We start from the raw sequence: 26,163 nt of genomic DNA, 5'->3' as shown, positions 1-26,163 counted from the left end.
CCACGCGATCAGATGGTGAGTATTCTGTTGAAGGGATTCAAAAGCGCTATCAAGAAAAAGCGTATGCCTTTTTGGCCATAACAGATCATCGAATCTACTTTGACGAAGAGGGTACCCCTAGAGATCTGATTTTACTCAATGGTTGCGAGTACAATTGTTATTTAGACCTCAAGGATTATAGCGAGCGGATTCATTTTCACTTATTGACGCTTAAAGATCCAGAACTTGAGGTATCCAATCGCATTGCGCATGATGACAATTCATATAAAAGTCTGTTTTACACAAAGCTGGATGAAGTTCAATCGCTTATAAATGAGCTCAAAAGTCGTGGTAATTTGGTTATTATTGCACATCCTAAAAAGCCGTTTATTCCAATTGAACTGCTGAGGACACTTCAAAATTATGATGGGATAGAAGTCTATAATGCCAAATCTGAACAAGATGCCTCTGATTACAGGGCTCAATTGTATCAAATGCGAAAAACGTTGCTTTTCACTTCAGTGGATGATTCACATGCCTATCAAAATGAACAAGGTGAATGTGAATATTTCAAAGGCTATATTGTCGTTGAAGATGGCGCAAAGGATAAAAATAGTGTCGTAAAAGCTATTAAAAATAAAAGATTTTACGCTTCAAATGGCCCTGAAATTTACAGCTTGGCATTTGATGAAAATCAGTTGAAGCTTAGGTGTTCAGCGATTTCAAAGCTTGAACTGACCTTGTTCTCAAAGGATCAGTTCGAAACGATATGCTTTGAAAAAGAAAATGAAATGATTACAGATTTACAGTACAAATTTTCTAAAGCAATCACGCACTATATGGTGATCTGTACAGATCAAAGCGGCAACAAGGCTTGGATCTCTAATTGAAGCCTTATAGAGTTTAAAATGTTATTTATAGGAGGCAATTTATCATGAAAATTATGTTCGTATGTGCAGGTGGCATGTCCACCACAATGACAGCAAAGAAGCTTGAAGAGGTTTCAAAGAAAAATGGTGTAGAGATGACGGTGAATGCGTTTGGAACCTCAGGCTATTTAAGACAACTTGAAACAGAACACTATGATGTCCTCTTAGTAGCGCCGCAGATTAGACACAGGTTTGATGTGATCAAGGATTCCTGCGCTAAATTTGAAGGCTTAATAGTCGAAAAAATTCCGCCCAATATGTATGCACCCATGGAGCCCATGGTGAAAAAACTCTTTGATTACATTATGGAAAAAGTTAAATAATCATCGAAGCAGGCCATTTAACAGCTGTAGATTGTTCACTAAACGCAGTTTAGTAAAGCAATAGAGCACAAAACAAAAATTCATAAGAGGGGGTAACACCAAATGATGGAGAAAATCATGCTGTGGTTAGACGAAAAGTTTTCCACACCTATGGCCAAGCTTGCTGAACAGAGACATTTACGTGCAGTAAGAGATGGTATTGTGGCGACATTGCCCATTATCATCGTCGGTTCTTTTTTTCTAATTATCGCTTTTCCACCAGTACCTGCCGATACAGCAATCGCACTTTGGGCAGCAGAAAACATTGTCACAATCCTTTTACCTTATCGTTTAACCATGTATATTATGTCCCTGTATGCAGCTTGGGGAATAGGATACAGCTTGTCGAAATCCTATGATATGGATGGGGTATCCGGTGCCAATTTGGCAGTGGTTGCATTTCTAATGACGATGGTTCCAAAAGTCGCCGAGGGCATCGGTTGGGTACTACCTATGGCTAACATGGGTGGTGCAGGTATGTTCGTCGCAATTATAACTTCTATTTTAGCCGTTGAACTCATGAGAATCATTTACAAATCTAATTTCAAAATCACTATGCCAGAACAAGTGCCCGCATCTGTTGCAAGATCATTTGAAGCATTGACACCAACTGCAGTTGTCGTGGTGTTGATGACATTGATCACCTTTATATTTGGTTTTGATTGGCATGGCTTTATCGCCAAAGTCATGGCACCGCTTGTGACCACATCGGATACTCTTTTTGGCGTGTTGGTTCCTGTTATTTTAATCACTTTATTCTGGTCTGCTGGGATCCATGGTGTATCTGTGGTGGGTTCAGTGGCTAGACCGATTTGGACAGTACTACTGGATGCCAATACCAAAGCAGCTGCGGAGGGCATTGCATTACCCCATATTGCACCAGAACCTTTTTACCAATGGTTTATTTGGATTGGTGGGGCAGGTTCTACGATTGGACTGGTCTTGTTGATGGCATTTGCTTCTAAATCTGTTTACAGCAAATCTTTAGGCAGAACAGCACTTGCACCAGGTCTATTTAACATCAACGAACCTTTAATTTTTGGTGCGCCGATTGTACTCAATCCGATTTTGATCATCCCCTTTATTTTGGCGCCGGTTGTTCTTGCAATCGTAAGTTACACAGCGATGGCACTTGAGCTCGTTGCCAGACCCTTTATTTTGGCGCCTTGGACGCTTCCGGGACCGATTGGTGCCTTTGTGGCAACAGGTGGAGATTGGCGGGCTATTGTACTCAACATCATTTGTATTTTTATTGCAATGGTGATTTACTATCCTTTCTTTAGAATCTATGACAACAAGCAATTGGCACTTGAAAAAGAAGAAGTTACGCTATAATAAAGTTAATCTATCAAAAGGAGTAGAAGATTCTATAGAGCGAGCCTGTAAGGGCCTTGATCTATAGAATCTTCATAATATAAAAATGGAAATGAATGAAATGGTGATCTTCGGGATCATATCGAATGCAGGCAATGCAAGAGGCTTTGCCTATGAGGCGATTGAAGCCGCTGAAAAGAGTGAATTTGAAAAAGCAGATGCCCTTTTAAAGGAAGGTCATGAAGCCATCGGGGAAGCCCATAAGTTTCAAACGGAAATGATTCATGCTGAGGCACAGGGAAACCATATTGAATTTAACATCATTTTAGTGCATGCTCAGGATCATCTCATGACAGCGATGTCAGAACTCAATATGGCAGAAAAATTTATTAAACTCTACAGAAAAATGGAAGAGAAATGTGGAGGCTCAAAATGAGAAAACTCGGCATCTCTATATACCCTGAAAAAAGTAATTTGGATGAAATGAAAGCTTATATTGACCTCGCCGCTGAAAACGGATTTGACCGAATATTCACCTGCTTGCTGAGTGTCGATAGAACACAGATTGCTAAAATTGTAAGCGAATTTAAAAACATTAACGCCTATGCGGCTGAAAAAGGCATGTTCGTCATCGCAGATGTCAGTCCAAATGTCTTTAAAGATTTGGAGATCAGTTATAATGATCTCTCGTTTTTTAAGGCAATCGGTGCGCATGGCATTAGACTAGATATGGGGTTTTCTGGAAGTGAAGAGGCGCTTATGACCTTTAATGAACAGGGCCTTCTCATCGAAATTAACATGAGCAATGATACACATTATGTGGATACGATCATGAATTATATGCCGAACAAAGACAATCTTATCGGATGCCATAACTTTTATCCCCATCGCTTTAGCGGGTTGAAGTTATCGCATTTTATGGCGTGTACAGAGCACTTTAAAAAATACGGTCTGACCACGGCTGCATTCGTTACATCACAGGTAAAGGGCAGTTTTGGACCTTGGCCAGTAACCGACGGCCTCCCCACGCTTGATTGTCATCGAGAACTGCCCATAGACATCCAAGTCAAACACTATATCAGCATGAATGGCCTCATAGATGATGTGATCATTTCGAATTGTTATGCATCAGAAGCTGAACTCAAGTCTATTGGAAAGCTCAGAAGAGATTTGGTCTCTTTTGAAGTTAATTTAATCGATGCGCTTCCAGAAATTGAACGCAAAATTGTGCTTGAGACCTTACATTTCAACAGAGGTGATGTATCCGATCATTTGATCCGGTCAACGCAATCCAGAGTGAAGTATAGAGGACATTCATTTGATTTGATTAATCCTGTGGCGATCAAACGGGGCGATGTCATTATTGAGTCCAGCACCTATGGGCATTATGCAGGCGAGTTACAAATTGCTTTGACAGATATGCCGAACTCAGGAAAATCCAGTATAGTAGGGCATGTTAGAGCAGAAGAACACTTTTTACTAGATCTTATCAAACCCTGGCAGAAGTTTGTGTTTATAAATAGAGCGTGACACTTTAATCCTAAAGAAGGTACGCTCTACATTTTTTAAGGAGAATCAAACATGGCATATATTATTGTAGTGGATGGTGGTGGCAGTAAGACAAAGGGGCGTTCTTATAACCTTTCTGGGCGCATGATTAGGGAATCTATTGAAGGTTTTTCAAACCCAATGGTGGATTTAGAGCTCAGTGTGGATCACATCGTCAAGGTGTTAAAACAGTTGACAAGTGAAAGCCCTCCAGAAGCTGTCATTTTGGGCATAGCGGGCAGCGCACATCCAAGTGTTCATACTTTACTAGAAAATAGGATTCAACTTCAGATAAGGTCTTTTTTAAAGGCAGTTCAGATTATCCTTGTGGATGACTTAACCTTAAGTTATTATGCAGTATTTAGGGGTCGAGATGGTGTTTTAGGTCTCTTGGGGACTGGATCAGCACTTTTGACACGTGTAGAGGATGAGTGGTTACGACTAGGGGGCTATGGTCATATTCTAGGGGATGAAGGTTCTGGCTATGTGCTTGCGGTGGAAACTGTCAAGGAAGCCATTCACAGAGCCTATAAGGGTGATTATACACTTTCGGATAGGATCGTTGAGTACTTTGGACTTGAAACTTTGGAGGATATCAAAGCAATTGTATATAGGTCTCCTAAAACAAAATTGGCTTCACTGTCTAAAAAGGTGTTTGAGTGGGAAGCAGATGAGGCGCTCACACCTATAATAGAAAATCAAATTGAGGCATTTTCTACTTTAGTGATGACCCTATTAAGAAGAGTCTATTCTACAGGGACTGGTGTTAGTGGAAATGTCTTTAAAGCAGACAAGGTCCAATTGAGTCTCATTGGCGGGATGGTCCAAAATAATAGTCTGTATTTTAAGCGTATTGAAGCCCGTATTCAAACCTTGATCGGGTTGGACGCTGAATTGAATATGATTTGCCCAGAAGTAGATGCTTGTGAAGGTGGCTTACATCTTTACAATGAATATATATGGCGCATTTAGGAGGTGAACCCTATGAAACTTGCAGTTGGACTGATGAGTGGCACCAGTTTAGATGGTGTAGATACCATTTTAATAGAGATTGAGGGCAGTGGTGAAACTACAAAATTTAAAGTCATTGATTTTGAATGCTATGATCTGGAAGCTTCTCTAAAGGCAAAAATTATCGAAAACATGGCGATTGAAACTTCTAATATAAAAGCGATTTGCAGTTTGAACTTTGAGCTGGGCCACGTCTTTGCCGCGGCAGTTCAAAATATTTGTAAAAAAAATCACATAGACACCAGTGAACTGGATTATATAGCCTCTCATGGTCAGACCCTTTATCATTTGCCTAAGGCGGAACTGCCTTATTTTGCTTCCACGCTTCAACTTGGAGAGCCCAGTATAATTGCCTATAGATGTAAGACTAAAGTGGTTTCGGGCTTTAGGGGGATGGATATGGCGGCAGGTGGTGAAGGGGCGCCGTTAGTGCCTTATGTGGACGCACTCCTTTTTAGAAATGCTGAAAAAACAGTAGCGCTACATAATGTTGGCGGGATTGCCAATACCACTATTTTAAAAAAGGCGGGTTCATTAGAGGACCTATTGGCATTCGATACAGGGCCTGGAAATATGATTATCGATGCTCTTTGTGTGCATTTTTATGGCGAAGCTTATGACCGAGAAGGTGCCCACGCTGGTGATGGCAGGGTGAATCAAAGTTTATTGGAGGCATGGCTCGCGATGCCGTTTTTTAAAATTAAGGGACCAAAATCCACCGGTAGAGAACTGTTTGGGGCTGATTTTGTCGCGCGCATTATAGAAGAATCTAAAATATTGAAAATAGAGCCTGATGATTTGATCGCCACAGCGACTGCTTTTACAGCGTATTCTATGGCAATGGCGTACTCAGATTTGCCCTATAATGTGGATGAAGTAATCGTTTGCGGTGGTGGGGCTTACAATAAAACGCTGCTTAAATATTTGAGTGTAGCATTACCAGATACGTCAGTGACCACGCTTGAAGCACATGGCTCATCCTCTTTTGCAAAGGAGGCTTTGGCCTTTGCCATCTTAGGCAATGAGAGACTTCATGGACATCCTGCCAATGTGAAAAGCGCCACTGGCGCGGATGCTTATGTAGTCCTTGGAAGCGTCACAGAAGGAGGCTTAAATGTCAGCACAACCCTTTAAATTTTCTTATAAAGGTGCTATATTGATGATCCTTGGATTTTCAGTGATCAATGCCATCGCTTCTCTTTTGACTTCGGCGTATGCCTTAAATCCGATCTTGACCAGCGTCGTCTCAAATGGTATTCTATGTAGTATTTGGGTAAGCTTTATCATCTCTAAAGTTGAGTTAAAAGAAGCCTTCTCAAAACAAGCCGTTTTTAGAACTGTTAAAATAAGTCTTGTGTTCACTTTGATTGCTTTTTTATGGGGTAAAGGCGTTTACTTATAGACTGAAAATCAATAAAGGTTAGAGTGTTCGTGCGAACGGGCTCTAACCCTAGATAAAAAGCGAAAGAAATTGGGGGATTAAAATGGCATCCGTACCGAAATATGTCCTTATTGAAGACTATATAAAGATCAATATCAAAAATGGTACTTTTAAAAATAATGAAACCATCTATCCGGAACGCAAACTTTGTGAGTTGTTCAAAGTAACTCGAATGACTGTGAGACAGGCCATCAATAATCTCGTCAGTGAGGGGTATCTCTATAGACAAAAAGGCAGTGGCACTTATGTTTCAGATCAGAAGATGATCAAAGGGCGATCGGGATTGACGAGTTTTACGGAGGATATTGAGATCAGTGGTATGAAACCGCGTTCTGCAGTGCTCTCCATGAGGACGATAAAAGCGACAGAACGCATTGCTAAAAAATTGAGTATTTCTGTGAACGAGCCCGTCTATGAAATTGAGCGTATTCGCTATGCAGATGACGAAGCCTGGGGATATGAGATCGTTTTAAGACCTTATCATTTCACACCAGAGCTCAAAAAGGACGATTTAGCCAGTTCAATGTTTGTGGATCTTGAAAGTAGAGGCCTCAAAATAGCGTATTCAGATCAGACCATTGAAGCCGTATTGGCTTATGAAAACACAGCGGAATATCTTGAAATCAAGGAAAATGATCCTTTGCTTTTGATTAAATCCACCACATATCTCGATAATGGTGTTCCGCTTCAATACACGAAGGCGTTTTATCGAGGAGATCGCTATAAGTTTAGCTACCGGGCGATTCGGAAATGAGGGGGAAAGTTTAGTTATAAAAAGTTTTTCTCACTTTAAAATATTGTAACCGTACATTTGTTCTGGTATAATAAAAAGGCTTATTTTGTATATCTTAGAAAGTAATTTCGACATTTTGCAACATGCAGTTGTGTAGATATTAAAAATATCAAAATGTTGAGATTATTTTTTTGAGGTATATGTTAACGTTAACATTTGGAGTTTGTTGGTACATAAGTGTTAGGAGGGATAAACTTTGGAAATCAAATTGAAACAAACAAAATACCGCTGGTGGGACTTTATTGCACTGCCCTTTCAGTGTGATCCTGCGGCCACGATTGCCCTAGGCGTTCAAAAAGCTTTAACAGGTATATCGGCAGTGGTTCAGGTTCCCGTTATTGCCAAACTTATTGATTTAGCCATAGCATCCACCCAAGGTGAAGCTGCATTTGAAGAAGTACTGCCTTGGTTTTTTCTTTTGGTGTTATGCGTGGGTTGGAGGCGCATCTCCTTTATCGTGGGAAGTTTTTTCTCGAAGAGATTACAGGTAAATGCAGGTGCTAAAATGGGCATTGCCTTTACGGATAAACGTTCTAGGCTCCATTACAGCCATATTGAAAATGCGGACACATGGAATTTGATCAAAAGGGTATGCACGAAAGTGGATGAAACTGTGAGCCTTATGATACAAAGAGTTTACAATTTAATGGTCTACAGCATTCGTATTTTTGGCGTTTTATTCTTTGTTTTTACACAGGTGTGGTGGATTGGGCTGTTGACACTTTTATTGTGCATTCCGCTGATTCTGGTCTCTTTCAAAGGGGGCGATAAGAACTACAAGTCGAGCAAAGAAGCCGCTCAATATGATAGACGACACCAATATCTTGCAGAAGTGCTCTCTAATCGGGAAGCCGCAAATGAAAGAACACTTTTTGGTTATTCGGATCATGTGAATGAGGATTGGTATGATCAGTTTGAGAAAGCGCGTAAAATTCGCTTAAAGGCCAATATTAGACTGATGCGCAGTGTCAGAGGCGGCAGTGTGGTTACGACGATCTTATCTGCATTCATCACTGTGGCACTTATTTTTCCAACAGCAGATGGCTCTATTACAGTGGGTATGTTCATAGCACTCGCCACAAGTATGTATGATTTAATCAATATGGTGGGGTCAGAAATGACAAAGGCAGTGACGCAACTGGCACAATTTGGGGGTTACTTTAAGGATTTAACAGAATTTGTGGCCCTGAGCGAGACCGCTGGTGCCACAGATGCACCCGAAAAAAAGCCGATTGGCTTTCGCTCTCTTGAGTTTAAGAATGTCAACTTCACTTATCCCAATACAGATACCCCTATTTTAAAAAATGCAAATTTTAAAATGGAAAGTGGTATTCAATATGCCTTTGTTGGGGTCAATGGTTCGGGCAAAACCACCATTACAAAACTCATTACAGGATTATATGATCAGTATGAAGGTGAAATTTTGATCAATGAGAAGGAACTTAGAACTTATACTCAAAGTGAATTAAAGGCGATATTCTGTGGCATTTATCAAGATTTTGCTAAATATTATATCTCTGTGGCAGAAAATATAGCCATTGGCAATATCAATCAAATGGATACAGAGGAAACCAAGGCACAAATGGATGCATTGCTTAAACGGTTGGGACTTTATGATGACCTTTCTGCTCTACCAGAAGGACTCAAAACGCCACTTGGAAAAATACAGGATAATGGTGTGGATCTTTCTGGTGGACAATGGCAGAAGCTTGCCATCGCCAGAACACTGATCAATCCAGCACCTGTACTCATATTAGATGAGCCTACAGCAGCACTTGATCCAATCAGTGAGAGTAAGTTGTATGAACAATTCGAAGAAATCAGTCAGGACAAAACCAGTATTTTTATCAGCCACCGTTTGGGTTCCACAAAGCTTGCAAACAAAATTTTCGTCATAAATGATGGGTGTGTGGCTGAGGCGGGTTCACATAGTGAGTTGATGGCACTTGAAGGCACTTACGCACAGATGTATGAAAGTCAAAGGAGTTGGTATCAGTGAGTAAAATAAAAGCGCAAAAAAGTAAAAATAGGGTTCTGCAGTTGTTTAGTCTTCTGATGAAAAACAGGCGTTTGTCAACGCTTTTTACACTGGGCATGTGCGGTAGTGTTGGCCTTGCAACAGCTGGAAATACCTTGTTTACGCAGAAGTTTTTTGAGTCTGTCAATGCGGCTTCAACCACAGGCGAGGTGAGCAAAGCTGTGAGCTGGGGACTTTTCGTAGGGCTTTTTATGGCTTTCACGCTTATTCTGAACGGCATATCCGATGTGCTCATGGAAAATATGGGCCTTTCGCTTAGTGGTTTTTTAGGCATTGAAATCAACAAAAAGGCAGCAAAAGTCGATCCGATTTGTTTTGAAAATTCTGAAATGCTGAACACCATTAACAAAGCTTATGAAGGTGTTGAAAGATCAGGCCGTTTTATGACGATTCTACTGACGAATTTCACTTTTTATATGCCTTATTTTCTTTTTTTCCTCGTTTATCTGTTTTTAATACATCCCATGTTGTGTTTGGGGATCGTATTTGTTATTATTCCAACACTCATTGGCATTAAAGTGAGAGGTGATTACTACAGCACCTTAGAAGACACTGTAGCACCAATTCGAAGAGAGATGACTTATTATGAAAAATGTCTGGTGGATAAAGAATACACAAAAGAGACAAGACTTCTAGGTGCGGTATGGTTCTTTAGGGCACTGTATGAAACATCAACGCTGTTGTTTAAAAAAGAGCAGTGGAAAATAAGCGTCAAAAGCCAGTTTTTAGAGCTGGGTCTGAGATCGTTGACTTTAATGGCGTATGTGTTTATTTTATGTCAGCTTTACTACTATATGAGCATTCATGTGATCAATATTGCGATCTTTGCAGCCGTTTTTACTTCTGTGGACCGGATGTTTGCATACATGGATTATATAGGCTATAGCTTAGGAGAGGTCGCTTATATTTATTCGGCGGTTGACAATACTCTGAAATTTTTAGAATTACCTGAACGCGGGGGGATTGAAATTCCAGAAGAAGATTACGATATCCACCTTAAAGCGGTTTGTTTTTCATTTCCAAATAGCGCTGAAAATGCTTTAAAAGACATCAATTTGACTATAAAAAAGGGCGAAACCATTGCAATTGTGGGCGAAAATGGTGCTGGGAAATCCACCTTGGTCAAATTGCTCATGAATTTATATCTGCCAACTGAGGGGGCGGTCTTCTTTGGCGAACACAATACAGCAGATATAAAACCCGGCGGGGGGGCGAATGCCATCTCTGCTGTTTTTCAGAATTACCAACGTTATAAGATGAGGGTATCGGATAATATCTCTATCAGTCATACTCAAGAAGCATTAAATCCTGCGAAACTAGAAGCGGCTATTCAAAAGGCGGATTTGACTATGGCACATCGCAGCTTTACAAAAGGGATCGATACCATGTTATCTCGTGAGTTTGAGGGTGTGGAACTGTCTGGTGGGCAGTGGCAGCGCATCGCTTTAGGCCGTGGTTTTTATAAAAACCACAATATGATCGTCCTTGATGAACCCACTGCGGCGATTGATCCTGTAGAGGAAACACGCATTTACAAGAAATTTGCAGAACTCTCTCAAGATAAAACGGCTGTCATTGTGACGCATAGACTAGGTTCTGCTAAGATTGCAGATCGAATTATCGTCATGGACAAGGGGCGTATCACAGATGTGGGAACTCATGATGAGCTGATTTCTAAAGAGGGGCTTTACAGTGAGATGTACAGCGCACAAGCGCAGTGGTATGTGGCTGGGTAATTTGAATAGATCGATGCAGCAGTCAAACTGGTAAAAGAAATGGATACAAAGATTGCTACATGGATGCTTTCGTACTAATTGAGAAGAAGAAAAGGCACCTTGAATGGAATTATCCTCAAAATGTCAGTTATGAAGCAGACTTCATGGGTAATCATAAAATAGTTCATTTAATTTTTTCCGATCAATATAACATTTGTCGTGTCTGAAGTTATGAAGAGTTACTTAAATGCCAGAAAGAGATCCCCTTTATTTTACTATAGAGATTCGGATCAAAAAGAAATCGATTTGATTTTGAAATAAACAGAGTGCATAAAACGATGAAAAGGAGAGTATATGAAAATAGCTAACTCTATTAACTTATGTTCAAGTATAAGCGTATTAGAAGCACTTAAGAAAATTTATAGATTTGGGATTAGTACAAATCTAAATCTTAATTTATCATTAGGAAATATTATAGATCCATTTGATGTTGAAACACGAAAAAGTTTATATGATCATTCTGTTGATCCTGATTTATTAAAAAAAGTGGACTTTTTCTTAAGGTCTGTTACAAAAGTTAAACATATACGTTTGTGGATCAATACTAATGATCCCGATGATGCTTGTCTTAAAGCGTTCATTGCGACTAAATATGATAACCATAAAATAAGCATTTGTGATATAAATGCGAGCATCGATAAATACAAGAGAAATGCAGTGCGGAATATCAATAATCTCAATATAAGGCAATTAAAAGCATTGAAAAAATATGAATATATTTTGTCCTTTAATGAACGTCAAGAATGTCAAAATAATTGGAATAAATTTATTTTAGAGAATGCTGAGTTGCGTACGATTGTTGATGGTGTTCTTGCTTCTGTTTGTATCGATTTTTATGATAAAGCAATAATGAATGAATTGCACCGTATTAATTTACCTTTTATGCGATCGTTAGCATATCTGCTTACATGTTTTCCATCACTTTCAGAAACTTTCTTACGAAATCGTCTAGAATATCTAATTGATACATTGGGTTTGGATATAAAATAATTTATAGTTTATATTAATGGGAGCAAATTTAATGAAAAGATCAAAAAAAAGAAGTATAGGGATTCTAATACTCTTCTTATCTATAGTTTTTATTATTGGAGTCTACTCAATTAATACAAATACACAAAATAGACATTTACAAGTAGCCATGTCCATCTATGAACAAAATGAGAGCGATTTTCTTCATTTAGTTACTGATAAAAACAGTATTACTTTCAATCTGGATATAGCCTATAATACAAGTACTAATCAGACGCTGCGATTGTATTTACTTTCTAATTTTCAATTGGCTCCGTACTCTTTAAATGGGAAGCCACCCAGTTTAAAGAACGAATTACATCTGGAATCATCCAATAACATTCAAGTAACAAAAGGGAATCAAATAGTTATTAATAACCTTAATGCTAGAAAAAATGATTTGAGCTTATTATTGGTATCTGACTCAATGATTGCAACAAAAAGATTTCAAATAGATAATGTTAATGGTGAAGTACTAGCGTTAGTACCTAAAGTAGAATTGATACCGTCAGAAAAAAATATATATGACTCATATCAAGTAGCTACTGTTGATAGGGGTAGCATCCCCCTTGTGTAACAAAATTTTAAGGATTTGACCGCAAACTGCTAGAATTTGGGTGGTGATGCAGAAATATAAATATCAGTGTCGTAAGTAATAACACGACAATAACAAGAGTGTTCGTGTGATTTAAAACAAAATGTTAAATCACACGAATTTCTTTTGTTTTTGTTAAATTTCGTGTAATATAAAAATAGGGTTTAAATTACACGAGTCTGGATAATATAATTGTAACACCCATGATGTTAAGGAGGGCACTCATGTTTATTGATAGAGCATTAGAATCGGTGGTTAGAGAAGTATCGAGTACTTTTCCAGTTCTACTAGTGACTGGTCCAAGACAGGTCGGAAAAACGACTTTATTAGAACGCGTTGCAGATGAGAACCGGCAGTATGTAAGTTTGGATGATCCTGTGGCGAGACAATTGGCAAAAGAAGAACCTTCACTTTTTTTACAGAGGTATGAGCCTCCTGTAATAATTGACGAAATTCAATATGCCCCTGAATTATTACCCTATATTAAATTGCATGTCGATCAGAATAAGCGTAATGGTGATTTCTGGCTTATCGGTTCACAAATGTTTCCGATGATGAAGGGTGTAAGTGAAAGTCTTGCCGGTAGGGTTGGGATATTACCTATGCAGGGACTTTCGGCATCAGAACTGAATAAATTACCCAATCAACCTTATACAACAGAGGTAAATCGACTCTTAAGTCGACTGAAGATTGCAAATAAGATGACCCTACAGGAGGTCTATAATTTAATATATAAAGGTTCCATGCCAGCGGTCCATACAACAGAACAGAGTGTTGAAAGGTTTTATGCATCCTATGTAGATACTTATGTTCATCGTGATATAAAAGAGTTATCACAAGTTGCTGATGAAATGCAATTTCAACGTTTTTTAATAGCGTGTGCCGCTAGAACAAGTCAAATGGTAAATTATTCAGAACTTGCTAAGGACGTAGGGATATCTTCTCCAACCGCTAAAAATTGGCTATCGCTTTTAGTAACATCAGGGATTGTTGTTCTTGTTGAACCGTATTTTAACAATACGTTAAAAAGAATTGTAAAAGCCCCAAATATGTATTTTATGGATACAGGGTTATGCGCGTATTTAACAAGATGGACATCAAGTGAATCTTTAGAAGTGTCTGCGATGTCAGGTGCTTTTTTTGAAACGTTTGTCGTGTCTGAAATTATTAAGAGTTATTTAAATGGTGGAAAGAGACCCCCTTTATTTTACTATAGAGATTCAGATCAAAAAGAAATCGATTTGATTATTGAAGAAAATGGAAAGCTACAACCAATAGAAATAAAGAAAAGTGCTCATCCTAAAAAAGATGCAGGTCGCCATTTTGTAGTTTTAGAAAAAACAGGTAAAAAGTACGAAATGGGTAGCATCATTTGTATGAGTGATGACTTAGTGCCGATAACTAAAGAAACTTGGGCAGTCCCTTTATGGTTGATTTGATAACCGATCTTTAAATAAACAGAGTGGATAAAACGATGAAAAGGAGAGTATATGAAAATAGCTAACTCTATTAACTTATGTTCAAGTATAAGCGTATTAGAAGCACTTAAGAAAATTTATAGATTTGGGATTAGTACAAATCTAAATCTTAATTTATCATTAGGAAATATTATAGATCCATTATAATTGGAATGACCGTATTTTAGAGAATGCTGAGTTGCGTACGATTGTTGATGGTGTCCTTACTTCTGTTTGTATTGATTTTTAGGATAAAGCAATAATGAATGAATTGGGCTTGAATATAAAATGTTTTTTTTATTGGAGTCTACTCAATTGATACAAATACACAAAATAGACATTTACAAGTATCCTGTCCATCTATGAACAAAATGAGAGCGATTTTCCTCATTTAGTTGTTGATAAAAACAGCATTACTTTTAAAATGTTGCTTAACTAGAACTCATACTTAACCTAAAGAGAGAAGGTGAAATTTATGCTGACTGAGGAACTTGCTCATAATATTGTAAAAAAAATAATTTCTATTCTGGGGAAGAACATAAATATCATAAACAGTAAGGGCATTATAATTGCTAGTGGGGATATAAAGCGTATTGGAAGCTTTCATGAGGGTGCTGCACGGGCTATAAGCAAAAAGGAAACAATTGAGATCAATATGACAAATAAATTAACAGACGCAGTAAAACCGGGCGTAAATATCCCCATATATTTTGAAGGTAAAATAGAGGGTGTAGTTGGCATTACTGGAGACCCGAATGAAATTCGAGGTTATGGTGAATTAGTTCGTCATATGGTAGAGATGATGATGGAAGAAGTCGTATTAAGGCAACAAGCACATTTTGAAGAGCTTACAAGAGAAGCCCTTATCCAAGATTTAGTGAGTGGCAACTGGATTAAGGATTCACAAACTGTTTTTTTAAGAGGAGAAAGAGTAGGCTATAATCTGAGGTTGCCAAGAATCGCTATTGTATTTGATATTAAAGATTTTTCAAAAACGGCAAGAAACTATCTCGAAGATTCAAAGGAAAAAGTTAGTGGAGAGATCTTATTACAGCAGTTAAAAAACAATGCGTTATTGGCTATAAAAGCTATATTTGTTGACAGTCCAGAGGAAATTATTGGATTCATAGGCACTAACCGTATTGCTCTTCTAAAAGTTATTAATACAAAATTAGGACTTTCAGAGCTTGAAAATAGGATTAATGTAGATATTCAAAAATGTAAGACCAAAGTATGTGAGACAACAAACTTAGAGTTGTTCGTAGGAATAGGGCGATACCACGATGAACTTATAGGGCTAAAGCATTCATATGAAGAAGCAATATCAGCATTAACAATTGGAAGAAGAACTTTTCCTTCAAACGAAGTTTTTTTTATGGATCATTTACAGTACGAGTATTTGGTAAATCATATACCTAAAGAGTTAGCAAGAAGCTTTTATAGGGACGTATTGAAGGAATTGATTGAATTAAACGAAAGAGAATCTAATTCTAGTCTCATACAGACATTAGATGCTTTATTTAAGAATAATTTAAATTCTAGCAGTGCTTCTAGGGAATTGTATATTCATCGAAATACAATGCTGTTTCGTTTAGATAGAATAAGAGAAATTACCGGACTGAACCCAACAGATTTTTATGATGCGGCCTCTTTACATCTATCAATATGTTTATACGGATTATACAAAGAATAAGAATTAGTAAAACATTTAATAACTGTGCATGTTGCACAGTTATTTCTATGTTTATAAGGCAATACTTCTTACAAAATAACCGAAGATTTTAGGCATATTGTCATAGTATAATTAATTAGAATATTTTTAGGAGGTGGATTTAGTGAAAAAGAAAGGAAATGGTTATGGGAATGGGTTGTATATTTTTAGACCTGAGATAAGTGAAAAAGAAAGGAAAAGAGGTGTGTTTTGGGCTATATATTTTCTATTATGTGGATTAGCAACTATTTGGCCAATGTATAAGTTGATTGGTAATAGAATATACCCAATGATTGGAGGACTACCTTTTAGTTTCTTTTGGATTGTATTTGTGGTGGTAATGATTTTTGTAGGTGTTTATACTTTATATGCGCAACAATATAATAAGTAAGGGGGGGATTATTTATGTCTGGATATACTATTATTGTAATGGTTATTGTTTTACTTTATTTGGTTATTACTATGGCAACAGGAATTATTGCTGGTCGCAAAGGTAAACATGACGGTGAAACTACTCTTTTAGAATATGTGGCGGCAAGCAGAAACTTAGGCTTCTTTGTCACCTATTTTCTAATGGGAGGTGCAATATTTAGTGCATTTGCTTTTCTTGGGGGACCTGGAACGGCTTATTCACAAGGAGCTGTAGCATTTTATATTATTGCTTTTGCTTCAATAGGTTTTGTACCGTGGCTATTATGGGGAACAAGATCATACAGAATGGGAAAACGTTATGGATATGTAACACAAGCTGAATTATTCGCAGATAGATTTGAATCAAAAGCTTTATCAGCAATTATGGCAATTATAAGTGGATTAGCATTAATTCAAAACATTGCAGTTCAAATAAAAGGGATGGCATATATAATTAATGTGACATCTGGGAATTATGTTCCTTTTTGGTTAGGTGGTTTGATCGCATATGGCGTTGTCGTTATTTATGTATTAACGAGTGGCGTTAGGGGTGTTGCATGGACAAACGTGTTACAAGGTATTTTGATGATTGTAACGGCTTGGACCTTAGGTTTATATCTTCCTGTTAAGTTCCACGGCGGAATTGGAACAATGTTTGAAAAAATTGCAACAACTAATCCAGAACTTCTATTAATAGGTGCTAAAATGTCTTGGGCAGCTTTTTCATCTGCAATTATAGTGTCCGTGCTTGGCTTTACAATGTGGCCACATCTATTTATGAAAGCATATGTTACTGATTCAGAAAAAACACTTAAAAAAACTGTAGCGATGTATCCTACATTTGCTATTTTCTTGGTTCCAGTTTTGCTAATTGGTTTTTCTGCAGTAGGCATTGTACCATATGATACTCTAAAATCAACTGATGAAATATTACCACATATTGTTTCTATTTTGAAGTTATCACCTGGTATTATGGGTTTAGTTACTGCAGCTACTTTAGCAGCTGCAATGTCTTCAACAGATACGATTACTCATGCAGCTGCATCAATATATACTTTGGATTTTCATAAAAAAATAATTAATCCATCTGTTAGTGATAAAAACGCAATTAGAATTACTAGAATAGCCATTCTTGTATTTTGCTCTGCAGCGTACTATGTTGCTATATTTGGTGGGAAATCTATTGTTGCATTATTGCTAGGTGCTTATGGCTCAATTGTTCAATTTTTTCCTCTATGTGTAGCGATGTTCTTCTGGCCAAGAGCAAATAAGTATGGTGCGATCGCGGGGTTGCTTACGGGAACAGCGATTAATTATTATATCACTTTTGCAAAAGTTTCTTACGGTGGTATTAACTCAGGGGTATGGGGCCTACTAGGTAATATTATTGTTTTAGTAGTTGTTAGTTTATTGACAGAACCTCAAAGCGAGAAGCATTTAAAGAAATTTATTGAAGAATCACAAATACCTCTTGAAAGTGATGTTATAAGCTAATTAAAAGTATTATAGATAAACAAAACAGGTTTGACAAGTATGTGATCTATATCGCATACTTGTCAAATGCTAATGGATTAATAAGAAAGGTTGTATAATATGAAGGCTTTAATAAAGAAAAAAATAGATGATTTTTCTAAAGAATTGATTGATATTCGGAGATATTTTCATCAATATCCAGAATTAATGTTTGAAGAATATGAAACATCAAAAAAAATAAGCGAATTATTAACCAGTTGGGGTATCGAGAATAAAACCATTTCGAAAACAGGTGTTGTTGGACTAATTAGAGGGTCGAGGCCTGGAAAGACTATAGCTGTTAGAGCTGATATTGATGCATTGCCGATAGATGAGGAAACAGAATTGGCGTTTTCTTCAAAAAATAAAGGACGAATGCATGCTTGTGGCCACGATGGACATATTGCTATGGGTTTGGGAACGGCAAAAATTTTATCAGAACTAAAAGATCATTTTAATGGTAATGTCAAATTTATTTTTCAGCCAGCGGAAGAAATGCCAGGTGGTGCAGGTTATCTGATAAAGGAAGGCGTTTTAGAAAATCCTAAAGTAGATGCAATTATCGGACTTCACATTTGGCCCGATATGGAAAAGGGCTATATAGGAATTTCTAAAGGGCCTTTAATGTCCGCAGTAGATAAATTTGATGTGGAAGTAATTGGAAAGGGTGGACATGGCGCTTTTCCTAATAAGGCAATAGATCCGATCGTTGTTGGAAGTCAAATAATAACGGCTTTACAATCGATTGTGAGTAGAGAAATAGATCCTTTTGATTGTGTCGTGTTATCCAGCTGTGCCTTTAATTCGGGTAATGTATTTAATGTCATTCCAGAAAAAGCCAATATTACAGGCACAATAAGGTACTTTAATAAGGCGTTTAGTGAGTATATTCCAAAGAGAATGGAAGAGATTATTTCAGGTATTACTATTGGATTTAGATGTAATTATAAGTTTGAATATACACAGCTTTGCCCTGTCGTTGTTAACGATAGAGCATTCACTAATTTTTTTGAAAATGGTGCCAAAGAAATAATGGGAAGTGAAAAAGTAATAGAAATTGAAAGGCCTGCAATGGGGGGCGAGGATTTTAGCTTTTATTTAGAAAAAGTACCAGGTACTTTCTTTTTTTTAGGGACCAAAGATGAAAAAAATGGAATTAGTAAATCCTTACATCATCCTCAATATAATTTTTCTGAAGAAATTTTATCAGCGGGCGTTGAATTGTTTGCTAATACAGTAGTGAATTATCTTAATAAGATCTAAGTATTGAATTATGCCTTATTTCCACAGCGGCTATATCAGTATATAATTAAAAGAACAGAAGCTGCAGCTTGAGTATGACTTCTGTATACAAGGAGATTAGTATGAGAGTTTTGATTGCAATGGATTCTTTCAAAGGTACTTTTGCATCTTTAGAGGTAGCAAATATAGTGGAAAAAGGATTAAAAAAAGTTTATGAAAATGCAATTGCAGATAAAGTTTTAATCGCAGATGGAGGCGAAGGTACAGTTGATGCTGTTGTTAATGCTCTAAATGGCAAGTATTTTTTTGTAGATGTTTTGGACCCTTTGGGTAAAAAAGTAAGGGCTAAGTATGGTATCGTTAATGGCATGACTGCAATAATTGAAATGGCTGAGGCTTCAGGACTTATTTTAATGTCAGAAGAAGATCTAAATCCATTGGTGGCATCGAGCTATGGCACGGGTCAATTAATATTAGATGCACTCAATAGAGGTTGTAATAAAATAATAATGGGCATCGGAGGTAGTGCGACTAATGATGGTGGAGCAGGAATGGCTACAGCTCTTGGTGCGAAGCTTATAGATAGTGATGGCAATGAAGTCGCTTCAGGAGGAGGCGCTTTAGATCAATTAGATTATATAGACATTAGTGGATTGGATCCAAGGATAAAAGAAGTAGAATTTATTGTAGCTTGTGATGTTGATAATATTTTATGCGGAGAAAAAGGTGCATCTAGAGTATTTGGACCTCAAAAGGGTGCTAATGAAGAAAAAATAAGAATATTAGATCAGAATTTAAATTATTATGCACAGTTGATAAAAAGAGATCTTGGAATGGATGTAGGAGAAATACCTGGTGCAGGCGCTGCGGGCGGCTTAGGTGCAGGATTAATGGCATTTTGTAATGCAAATCTTTCAAAGGGAATTGATGTTCTTTTGGACATTGTAAAGATTGATGAGAGCATAGAGGCAGCAGACATCGTAATAACGGGTGAAGGCAGGATTGATAAACAAACAGCTTATGGAAAGGTACCTGTTGGGATAGCAAAAAGGGCAAAAAAGTTTAACAAGCCAGTCTTTGCAATTGCTGGGTTTGTTGACAAAGGCGCAGAGCTCGTTTATCAGCATGGAATAGATGCTATAATAAGCTCCGTCGTTGCACCGATGACGTTAAAGGCGGTTATTGAGGACTCGCCAAGGCTTATTGAAGAAGCAAGTGAACGCCTTTTTAGAATCATTAAAGCGATAAAATCTATGTGATTTATGATCCGGTTCTAATATTTGACGAGGAGATAATATAGTGATACAATACAGATGTAATACAAAGTATTACGATATTTTGTAAACTAGGAGGTGTAATGATGAGTACAATTTCGTTGAGATTAAATGATAAAGAGGATATGTTGATCAGAAAATATGCAGAGTTACATCATGTTGATTTATCTACATTTATTAGACAAACCGTCATTGAGAAAATTGAAGATGAATATGATCTAACATTGTTTAACAAGATTTGGGAAGAAGAGCAGGATCAAGCAAGAATGAGTCATGATGCAGTTAAAAGAGAACTGGGATTATGAAATATACCGTTGAATACACCAATGCAGCAGTCCAACAGTTAAAAAAAATGGATAAAAAGATTGCTGCATTTATGCTTTCGTATATAGAAGAAAAGCTTGTCGATTGTGATAATCCCAGAGTATACGGAAAAGCATTACAAGGCAATTTAGATGACAAATGGCGTTATAGAGTCGGAGATTATAGAATACTGGCAAAGATTGAAGATGACAAAGTCATTATTACTGTAGTTGAAGTTGGGCATAGAAAAGAGGTTTACAGATAGCGTTCTTATTTTGGGATTGCTTTTTTTGAGGATGGCTATTCTTCGTGGTATCGCTGATTTTATAAGGTGTCGCATTCATCCTATATTTTCATATTGCCAAACACAAGATAGAGTGATAGTATAAATTTAAACAACTGAATAGCGTATTTTGGTCATGAAAATGTGAAAAAGGGAATCAGGTAAAAGCCTGAGCAGCACCCACTACTGTAAGCCAGACGAGCATATAAAGCCACTGAGAAATCGGGAAGGTATATGTGAGGATGAAAGCGAGCCAGGAGACCTACCAAAATGCAAACCAATTTCTCGGGGATGGAGATTTTTATTGGAATTTAGCAGTAGAATTCTGTTTTTAAGAGGACTCTGCCTGAGTTTAATAAATAACATCGAACACCCGAGAGGGTGTTTTTTTATGTCTAGAATCACACACGATTATAAAAGGGGAGGTTTTATGATTGCCATAGGGATCTGTGAAAAAGTAAATGGTATTTGTACCACGACGGGTTGTTTTAAAGCGTTTCCCAGATACAAGAGGAGAAAAAGATGAAATTAGCATTTAAAAAAATGGAGTTGATGGTTTTAACACTGAGCTTGATGTTAGTGTTGTTAACTGGTTGTGGYAACGAAGTAAAAAAAGACTCACAGGAAGTGGCACCAAACAACGCAACAGAAACGGYTCAAGAGACAAATACAGAGAGCACCGATCTTGTGCAGAAGACAGAAGCCTATTACCCAGTAACCATTCAAACTTATAACTGGGCGAAAGAACCGGTTGAAATTACTTTTGACAAAGCGCCTGAGCGCATTGTTGCAATCTACCAGAGTTCAATAGAGACGCTTCTAGCGCTTGGACTTGAAGATCGAATCATTGCAGCTGCCTACTTAGATGATCCAGTGAAACCTGAATATGAAGCCGCGTTTGCAAAAATAAAATATTATGACAGTCGCCCKACAAAAGARGAAATAATCGGTATGAATCCTGATTTTATCACCAGTTGGTATTCACTTTTTGCAGAAAAGAACTACGGTGATGTGRCGTTTTGGCATGAACGTGGGATCAACACGTATATGCAACAAAATAGTGGTGCAGTAGTGCCGAATTCACTCGAAAATGAATATGAAGATATCTTAAATATGGGGATAATCTTCAACGTTCAAGACAAGGCAAACCAAATCGTTGAAGATATGAAAACAGAGATTGAGCAGGCGAAGACTTTTGTAGAAGGTCAAGACAAAGTGAAGGCGGTTATCCTAGAAATCAATAAAGACGGTGCCTTTAGAATTTACGGTAAGGACAGCATCGGTGGCGATATTGCGACACAAGTGGGTGCAGAATTAGTGGCGGATGTGAACGGCACCATCGGCAAAGAAGACTTGATCGCGTTAAATCCAGGGGTGATATTCAGTGTGTACTATGGTGATTCTATCAAGAGAGATGAAGCGGTGACAAGACTTATGAGTGATACATCACTTTCGAGCCTCAGTGCCGTACAAAATAATAAAGTGTTCCCAATCGTCTTAAGTGAAGTCTACTCCAGTGGTGTGAGAACTTTAGACGGGATTCAGACGATTATCAGCGGTCTTTACCCTGAGTTAAATCAATCGGGAAAGTAGAATGAAATCTGAAAAAATACTCAATAGTCATGTGAAATTTGCCAGCTTTATTTTGGTACTGATTGTGGTTTTAATCTTCACATTCTTTTATTCGATTACCATGGGATCTGTGGATATATCGGTAAATGAAATCGGCAAAATTATCGCCAATAAAGTATTTCGGCAAGGCATAATCGATGATATTCCAAGGTCCATTCAAGATATCATATGGGAGATCAGATTGCCACGGATCGTACTGGCACTTTTCACGGGCATTGGTTTATCCATCTCTGGTGTTATCATGCAGGCCATTGTTAAAAATCCACTGGCAGACCCTTATATCCTAGGGATATCTTCTGGCGCATCCCTTGGGGCTACGCTTGCGATCATGCTTGGTGTTGGTGCGTTCTTTGGATCCAATTTTGTAGGTGTCAGTGCGTTTTTAATGGCTTTTTTAGTCTCATTAATGGTTCTAGCACTTGCAAATGTGCGTGGCAAGTCAGATGCCATAAGGCTTTTATTATCGGGAATGGCTATGAATACCATGTGCTCAGCTATATCCAGTTTCATCATCTACACGTCCAGTGATCGGGAGGGCATGCGAACGGTTGCCTTTTGGCTCATGGGTAGTTTTAGTGGCGCAAACTGGAACAATCTCAAACTTTTAATGCCTGTGATTTTAATGGCTCTTGTATTCTTTTTGACTCAAAAAAGAACGCTCAATGTGATGCTTTTAGGAGATGAAGTTGCGGTAACACTGGGCAAGAAATTGACGGCCATAAGGCATTTATATTTGTTATTGATCTCTGCGATGATGGGATTTCTTGTGTTTAATGCGGGCATTATAGGTTTTGTCGGATTGATTATGCCCCATCTGACGAGATTGATCGTGGGTACAGATCATAATAGAGTGCTACCGACTGTGGCATTACTCGGGGCAATCCTGTTGATCTGGGCAGATGTTATCTCTAGAATCATCATAACAGGGAGTGAACTTCCTGTGGGGATTATCATTTCTTTGGTGGGCGCGCCTTGTTTTATTTATCTTATGATCAAGAGCAGCTATGGATTTGGAGGGGCCTAAATTGAATATAAAATTTAAAGACATCAAGGTTAAATTTGATGAAGTGCCCATTTTAAAGGGGATTGACCTTGAAGTTAAAAACAAGGCGTTTATCGGTATAATAGGCCCTAATGGGAGTGGCAAAAGTACGCTTTTAAAATGCCTTTATCGGGTGATCAAGGCCAATGGAGGGCATATTTCTTTAGACGATCACTTGCTTGAAAAAATTTCTTTGAAAGAATCTTCTCAAAAAATGGCAGTGGTTGCTCAGCATAATGAACATCAATTCGATTTTTCTGTTTTTGATATGGTTTTATTAGGGCGGACACCGCATAAAAAATTCTTGGAAAAAGACAATGTGGATGATTATCAGATTGTGAGTGATGCGCTTGAAAAAGTGGGCATGAGTGCTTATCAAAATAGAAGTTATAGTACTTTATCAGGCGGTGAAAAACAACGTATTATTTTGGCGAGGGCCTTGGCTCAAAAATCGGAGTGTTTGATACTGGATGAGCCCACCAATCACCTTGACATCAAATATCAACTGCAGATTATGGGAATTGCTCAGAAACTCAATATCACAACGATTTCGGCGTTTCACGACCTCAACATAGCCGCACTTTTTTGTGATAAATTAGTGGCTATGAAGGATGGCCAGATATATGCTCAAGGCAGTCCAGAAGCTGTATTGACAAAAGAAAATATAAGTGCTCTATATGAGGTTTCAACGACGGTTTCTAAAGATCCCAAATCTGGGAAGATTCATATAAGGTATACGCCAGAGGGCTTTTAGAAATTTAAATTGAGATGGGATTTGCGTTAAATATTAATTGTTGGATTTGACACTTTAACCTTATATAAAATAAGAAAATAAAACTGAATATACTGTAGTTTGGTGTGCGCATTTGCGTGCTTAAAAGGGAAGCATGGTGTAAATCCATCACGGTCCCGCCACTGTAAAAGCCTGTATTTCTCATAGCCACTGTGCTCGCACGGGAAGGGAGAAAATATGTAATGCTTGAGTCAGGAGACCTGCCAGCTATGAAACGCTATGATACTCACGAGGATGAGAAGGTGTGAATCTCAGGGAATACCCTGATGGTTTTCATGCTCTTTAAAAAAGGGCTCTTTTTGTAATGGTATAAAAACCTTGTTTAGTGATAGCGTCCAGATTATTTTGGAGGCTTTTTTTTGTGGATAATGAAGAGGAGGGATTAAGTTTGAATATGTGGTTAGATGAAAACACCAAAGTTATCATACAAGGTATCTCGCGTCCAGTAGCTCAATATCATGCTAAGCAGATGTTGGCACAGGGAACCCAGATCGTAGGTGGGGTTTCACCTAGATCTGGAGGGACGCAAATTTTAGGAATCCCCGTATTTGATAATATGTTTGAGGCAGTTCGCGTAACACATGCCAATACTTCTATTATATTTATGCCTCATTATGTGGTGGCAGATGCTATTTTAGAAGCTGCAGATGCGGGGATCAAAACCATCGTGTGCATAACGGAAAACGTGCCTATTATGGACATGGTCAGAGTTCAACCGGTGCTAGAACGGAAAAAAGTGAGATTGATTGGCCCTAATTTTACTAAAATCATAAGACCAGAAGGATGAAATAGAGGCCAATCAACCCAAAATACTTATCTGAACGCTTTAAATATGAAATCGGAGGCTTTTATGACTAAAAAACTAAAAAGATTTATTGGCATTAACATAGGTCTATTGACCATGAGCTTAGGGCTTTACTTTTTTCTCATGCCTTCACAAATGGCTGTGGGTGGTGTAACAGGGTTTGCTATGGTGATAAAACACTATATCCCCTCTGTGAATTTAGGTGTTATCATGGGTGGGTTCAATATTGTGCTGCTCATTTTAGCATTTTTACTAATTGGCGCCGAATTTTTTGGCTATACGATTTACTGTAGTTTAGTTTTGTCAGGGATCATTGGTGGGTTAGAATTCATCTTCCCGATGAATGGATATATTGTTGAGGATTTAATGCTCAACTTGATCTATGGGATTATCATACAAGGCATTGGTATGACCATGATCTTTCATCAAAATGCTTCAACGGGTGGGACCGATATCATTGCTAAAATATTAAATAAATATTTCAGAATTGACATTGGCAAAGCACTTTTTTTATCAGATGCACTCATAGTGATATTGGCGGGAATCGCTTTCGGTAAAGTGCTCGGATTATATGCTTTGATGGGAATCTTAATTAATGGCCTTGTGATCGATAAATGGATTGAACAGATCAATCAAAAATTTCATATTCTCATTATTTCTGAGGAATATTTAACCATATCTGAGTACATTCAAAATGAACTCCATCGTGGCAATACACAGATTTGTGGGAAAGGTGGCTACTCGTTACTAGAAAAGCATATTTTAAGTGTTGTACTTAATCGTCGTGAATACGTCTTGCTCAAACAAGCAGTGATTATGATAGACCCAGAAGCATTTTTAACAGCTAGCAGCGCACATGAAGTTATCGGCAGAGGATTTAGCTATAACTTCACAGGTGCATGAGG

27 protein-coding genes and 2 riboswitches are annotated in these 26,163 nt (G+C 37.8%); all 27 genes read left to right on the top strand.

Going from position 1 to position 26,163, the window contains the following annotated elements; translation table 11 throughout:
* The first annotated feature begins 71 nt into the window (after nucleotides 1-71).
* Nucleotides 72-869, top strand: coding sequence for a PHP domain-containing protein (locus tag F3D3_RS02610; RefSeq protein ID WP_069870949.1), 798 nt, complete (start codon nucleotides 72-74; stop codon nucleotides 867-869).
* Nucleotides 870-913: 44 nt separating this feature from the next.
* Nucleotides 914-1,231, top strand: coding sequence for a PTS sugar transporter subunit IIB (locus F3D3_RS02605; RefSeq protein ID WP_069870948.1), 318 nt, complete (start codon nucleotides 914-916; stop codon nucleotides 1,229-1,231).
* Between the two features lie 102 nt (nucleotides 1,232-1,333).
* Nucleotides 1,334-2,605 (top strand): PTS sugar transporter subunit IIC, encoded by a 1,272-nt coding sequence (locus tag F3D3_RS02600; RefSeq protein WP_139132000.1) that lies wholly within the window; start codon nucleotides 1,334-1,336, stop codon nucleotides 2,603-2,605.
* An 85-nt stretch (nucleotides 2,606-2,690) separates the two neighbouring features.
* Nucleotides 2,691-3,020, top strand: a complete 330-nt coding sequence (locus F3D3_RS02595; RefSeq protein ID WP_139131999.1) for a PTS lactose/cellobiose transporter subunit IIA — start codon at nucleotides 2,691-2,693, stop codon at nucleotides 3,018-3,020.
* Nucleotides 3,017-4,114, top strand: coding sequence for a DUF871 domain-containing protein (locus F3D3_RS02590; protein WP_069870943.1), 1,098 nt, complete (start codon nucleotides 3,017-3,019; stop codon nucleotides 4,112-4,114). Before F3D3_RS02595 ends, F3D3_RS02590 begins: the two co-directional genes overlap by 4 nt.
* Before the next feature lie 51 nt (nucleotides 4,115-4,165).
* Nucleotides 4,166-5,104 carry an N-acetylglucosamine kinase gene (locus F3D3_RS02585; protein WP_069870941.1) on the top strand — a complete coding sequence of 313 codons (939 nt, stop codon included), beginning with the start codon at nucleotides 4,166-4,168 and terminating at the stop codon, nucleotides 5,102-5,104.
* 12 nt (nucleotides 5,105-5,116) lie between these two features.
* Complete coding sequence (gene anmK, locus F3D3_RS02580) at nucleotides 5,117-6,277, top strand: anhydro-N-acetylmuramic acid kinase AnmK (RefSeq protein ID WP_069870939.1); 1,161 nt, start codon at nucleotides 5,117-5,119, stop codon at nucleotides 6,275-6,277.
* A complete protein-coding gene (locus F3D3_RS02575) occupies nucleotides 6,258-6,545 on the top strand; it encodes a hypothetical protein (RefSeq protein WP_069870937.1) in 288 nt (95 codons plus the stop codon). The genes anmK and F3D3_RS02575 overlap by 20 nt, the downstream gene beginning before the upstream one ends.
* Nucleotides 6,546-6,627: 82 nt before the next feature.
* Nucleotides 6,628-7,338 carry a GntR family transcriptional regulator gene (locus tag F3D3_RS02570; protein WP_069870936.1) on the top strand — a complete coding sequence of 237 codons (711 nt, stop codon included), beginning with the start codon at nucleotides 6,628-6,630 and terminating at the stop codon, nucleotides 7,336-7,338.
* 235 nt (nucleotides 7,339-7,573) lie between these two features.
* A complete protein-coding gene (locus F3D3_RS02565) occupies nucleotides 7,574-9,376 on the top strand; it encodes an ABC transporter ATP-binding protein (protein WP_242877063.1) in 1,803 nt (600 codons plus the stop codon).
* On the top strand, nucleotides 9,373-11,151 hold the full coding sequence (locus F3D3_RS02560; RefSeq protein WP_069870934.1) for an ABC transporter ATP-binding protein: 1,779 nt from the start codon (nucleotides 9,373-9,375) through the stop codon (nucleotides 11,149-11,151). The genes F3D3_RS02565 and F3D3_RS02560 overlap by 4 nt, the downstream gene beginning before the upstream one ends.
* Before the next feature lie 198 nt (nucleotides 11,152-11,349).
* On the top strand, nucleotides 11,350-11,451 hold the full coding sequence (locus F3D3_RS25105) for a hypothetical protein (RefSeq protein WP_374700057.1): 102 nt from the start codon (nucleotides 11,350-11,352) through the stop codon (nucleotides 11,449-11,451).
* 33 nt (nucleotides 11,452-11,484) lie between these two features.
* Nucleotides 11,485-12,180 (top strand): DUF3658 domain-containing protein, encoded by a 696-nt coding sequence (locus F3D3_RS02555; RefSeq protein WP_069870932.1) that lies wholly within the window; start codon nucleotides 11,485-11,487, stop codon nucleotides 12,178-12,180.
* Between the two features lie 31 nt (nucleotides 12,181-12,211).
* Nucleotides 12,212-12,775: a hypothetical protein gene (locus F3D3_RS02550; protein WP_069870931.1), complete on the top strand. Its 564-nt coding sequence runs from the start codon at nucleotides 12,212-12,214 to the stop codon at nucleotides 12,773-12,775.
* 242 nt (nucleotides 12,776-13,017) lie between these two features.
* Nucleotides 13,018-14,232 carry an ATP-binding protein gene (locus F3D3_RS02545; RefSeq protein WP_069870929.1) on the top strand — a complete coding sequence of 405 codons (1,215 nt, stop codon included), beginning with the start codon at nucleotides 13,018-13,020 and terminating at the stop codon, nucleotides 14,230-14,232.
* Nucleotides 14,233-14,725: 493 nt separating this feature from the next.
* Complete coding sequence (locus F3D3_RS02540; protein WP_069870927.1) at nucleotides 14,726-15,943, top strand: sugar diacid recognition domain-containing protein; 1,218 nt, start codon at nucleotides 14,726-14,728, stop codon at nucleotides 15,941-15,943.
* 142 nt (nucleotides 15,944-16,085) lie between these two features.
* The gene (locus tag F3D3_RS02535; RefSeq protein ID WP_084388769.1) at nucleotides 16,086-16,352 is read left to right on the top strand and encodes a hypothetical protein; all 267 of its coding nucleotides are present in this window, start codon (nucleotides 16,086-16,088) and stop codon (nucleotides 16,350-16,352) included.
* A gap of 14 nt (nucleotides 16,353-16,366) precedes the next feature.
* Nucleotides 16,367-17,866 (top strand): sodium:solute symporter, encoded by a 1,500-nt coding sequence (locus tag F3D3_RS02530; RefSeq protein WP_069870925.1) that lies wholly within the window; start codon nucleotides 16,367-16,369, stop codon nucleotides 17,864-17,866.
* A 99-nt stretch (nucleotides 17,867-17,965) separates the two neighbouring features.
* Complete coding sequence (locus F3D3_RS02525) at nucleotides 17,966-19,147, top strand: M20 family metallopeptidase (RefSeq protein WP_069870923.1); 1,182 nt, start codon at nucleotides 17,966-17,968, stop codon at nucleotides 19,145-19,147.
* A gap of 101 nt (nucleotides 19,148-19,248) precedes the next feature.
* Entirely contained in the window at nucleotides 19,249-20,385 is a 1,137-nt protein-coding gene (locus F3D3_RS02520) for a glycerate kinase (protein ID WP_069870922.1), read from the top strand.
* A gap of 98 nt (nucleotides 20,386-20,483) precedes the next feature.
* Nucleotides 20,484-20,705, top strand: a complete 222-nt coding sequence (gene relB / locus F3D3_RS02515) for a type II toxin-antitoxin system RelB family antitoxin (RefSeq protein ID WP_139131998.1) — start codon at nucleotides 20,484-20,486, stop codon at nucleotides 20,703-20,705.
* The gene (locus tag F3D3_RS02510) at nucleotides 20,702-20,968 is read left to right on the top strand and encodes a type II toxin-antitoxin system RelE/ParE family toxin (RefSeq protein ID WP_069870920.1); all 267 of its coding nucleotides are present in this window, start codon (nucleotides 20,702-20,704) and stop codon (nucleotides 20,966-20,968) included. The genes relB and F3D3_RS02510 overlap by 4 nt, the downstream gene beginning before the upstream one ends.
* 132 nt (nucleotides 20,969-21,100) lie before the next feature.
* A riboswitch (cobalamin riboswitch) is annotated at nucleotides 21,101-21,271 on the top strand.
* A gap of 237 nt (nucleotides 21,272-21,508) precedes the next feature.
* Nucleotides 21,509-22,579, top strand: a complete 1,071-nt coding sequence (locus F3D3_RS02505) for an ABC transporter substrate-binding protein (protein ID WP_069870918.1) — start codon at nucleotides 21,509-21,511, stop codon at nucleotides 22,577-22,579.
* Nucleotide 22,580: 1 nt separating this feature from the next.
* Nucleotides 22,581-23,642: an iron ABC transporter permease gene (locus F3D3_RS02500; protein ID WP_069870916.1), complete on the top strand. Its 1,062-nt coding sequence runs from the start codon at nucleotides 22,581-22,583 to the stop codon at nucleotides 23,640-23,642.
* A 1-nt stretch (nucleotide 23,643) separates the two neighbouring features.
* Nucleotides 23,644-24,414 carry an ABC transporter ATP-binding protein gene (locus F3D3_RS02495; RefSeq protein ID WP_069870914.1) on the top strand — a complete coding sequence of 257 codons (771 nt, stop codon included), beginning with the start codon at nucleotides 23,644-23,646 and terminating at the stop codon, nucleotides 24,412-24,414.
* 83 nt (nucleotides 24,415-24,497) lie between these two features.
* Nucleotides 24,498-24,676: riboswitch (cobalamin riboswitch) on the top strand.
* Nucleotides 24,677-24,847: 171 nt separating this feature from the next.
* Nucleotides 24,848-25,240 carry a CoA-binding protein gene (locus F3D3_RS02490; protein ID WP_242877071.1) on the top strand — a complete coding sequence of 131 codons (393 nt, stop codon included), beginning with the start codon at nucleotides 24,848-24,850 and terminating at the stop codon, nucleotides 25,238-25,240.
* A 63-nt stretch (nucleotides 25,241-25,303) separates the two neighbouring features.
* Nucleotides 25,304-26,161 (top strand): YitT family protein, encoded by an 858-nt coding sequence (locus tag F3D3_RS02485; RefSeq protein ID WP_069870910.1) that lies wholly within the window; start codon nucleotides 25,304-25,306, stop codon nucleotides 26,159-26,161.
* Nucleotides 26,162-26,163 lie beyond the last annotated feature (2 nt).

It is taken from the genome of Fusibacter sp. 3D3 (genome assembly GCF_001748365.1).
Taxonomy (GTDB): domain Bacteria; phylum Bacillota; class Clostridia; order Peptostreptococcales; family Acidaminobacteraceae; genus Fusibacter_A.
Note: the sequence above shows the minus strand (reverse complement) of the source record. Positions and strands in the feature narration are given on the sequence as shown.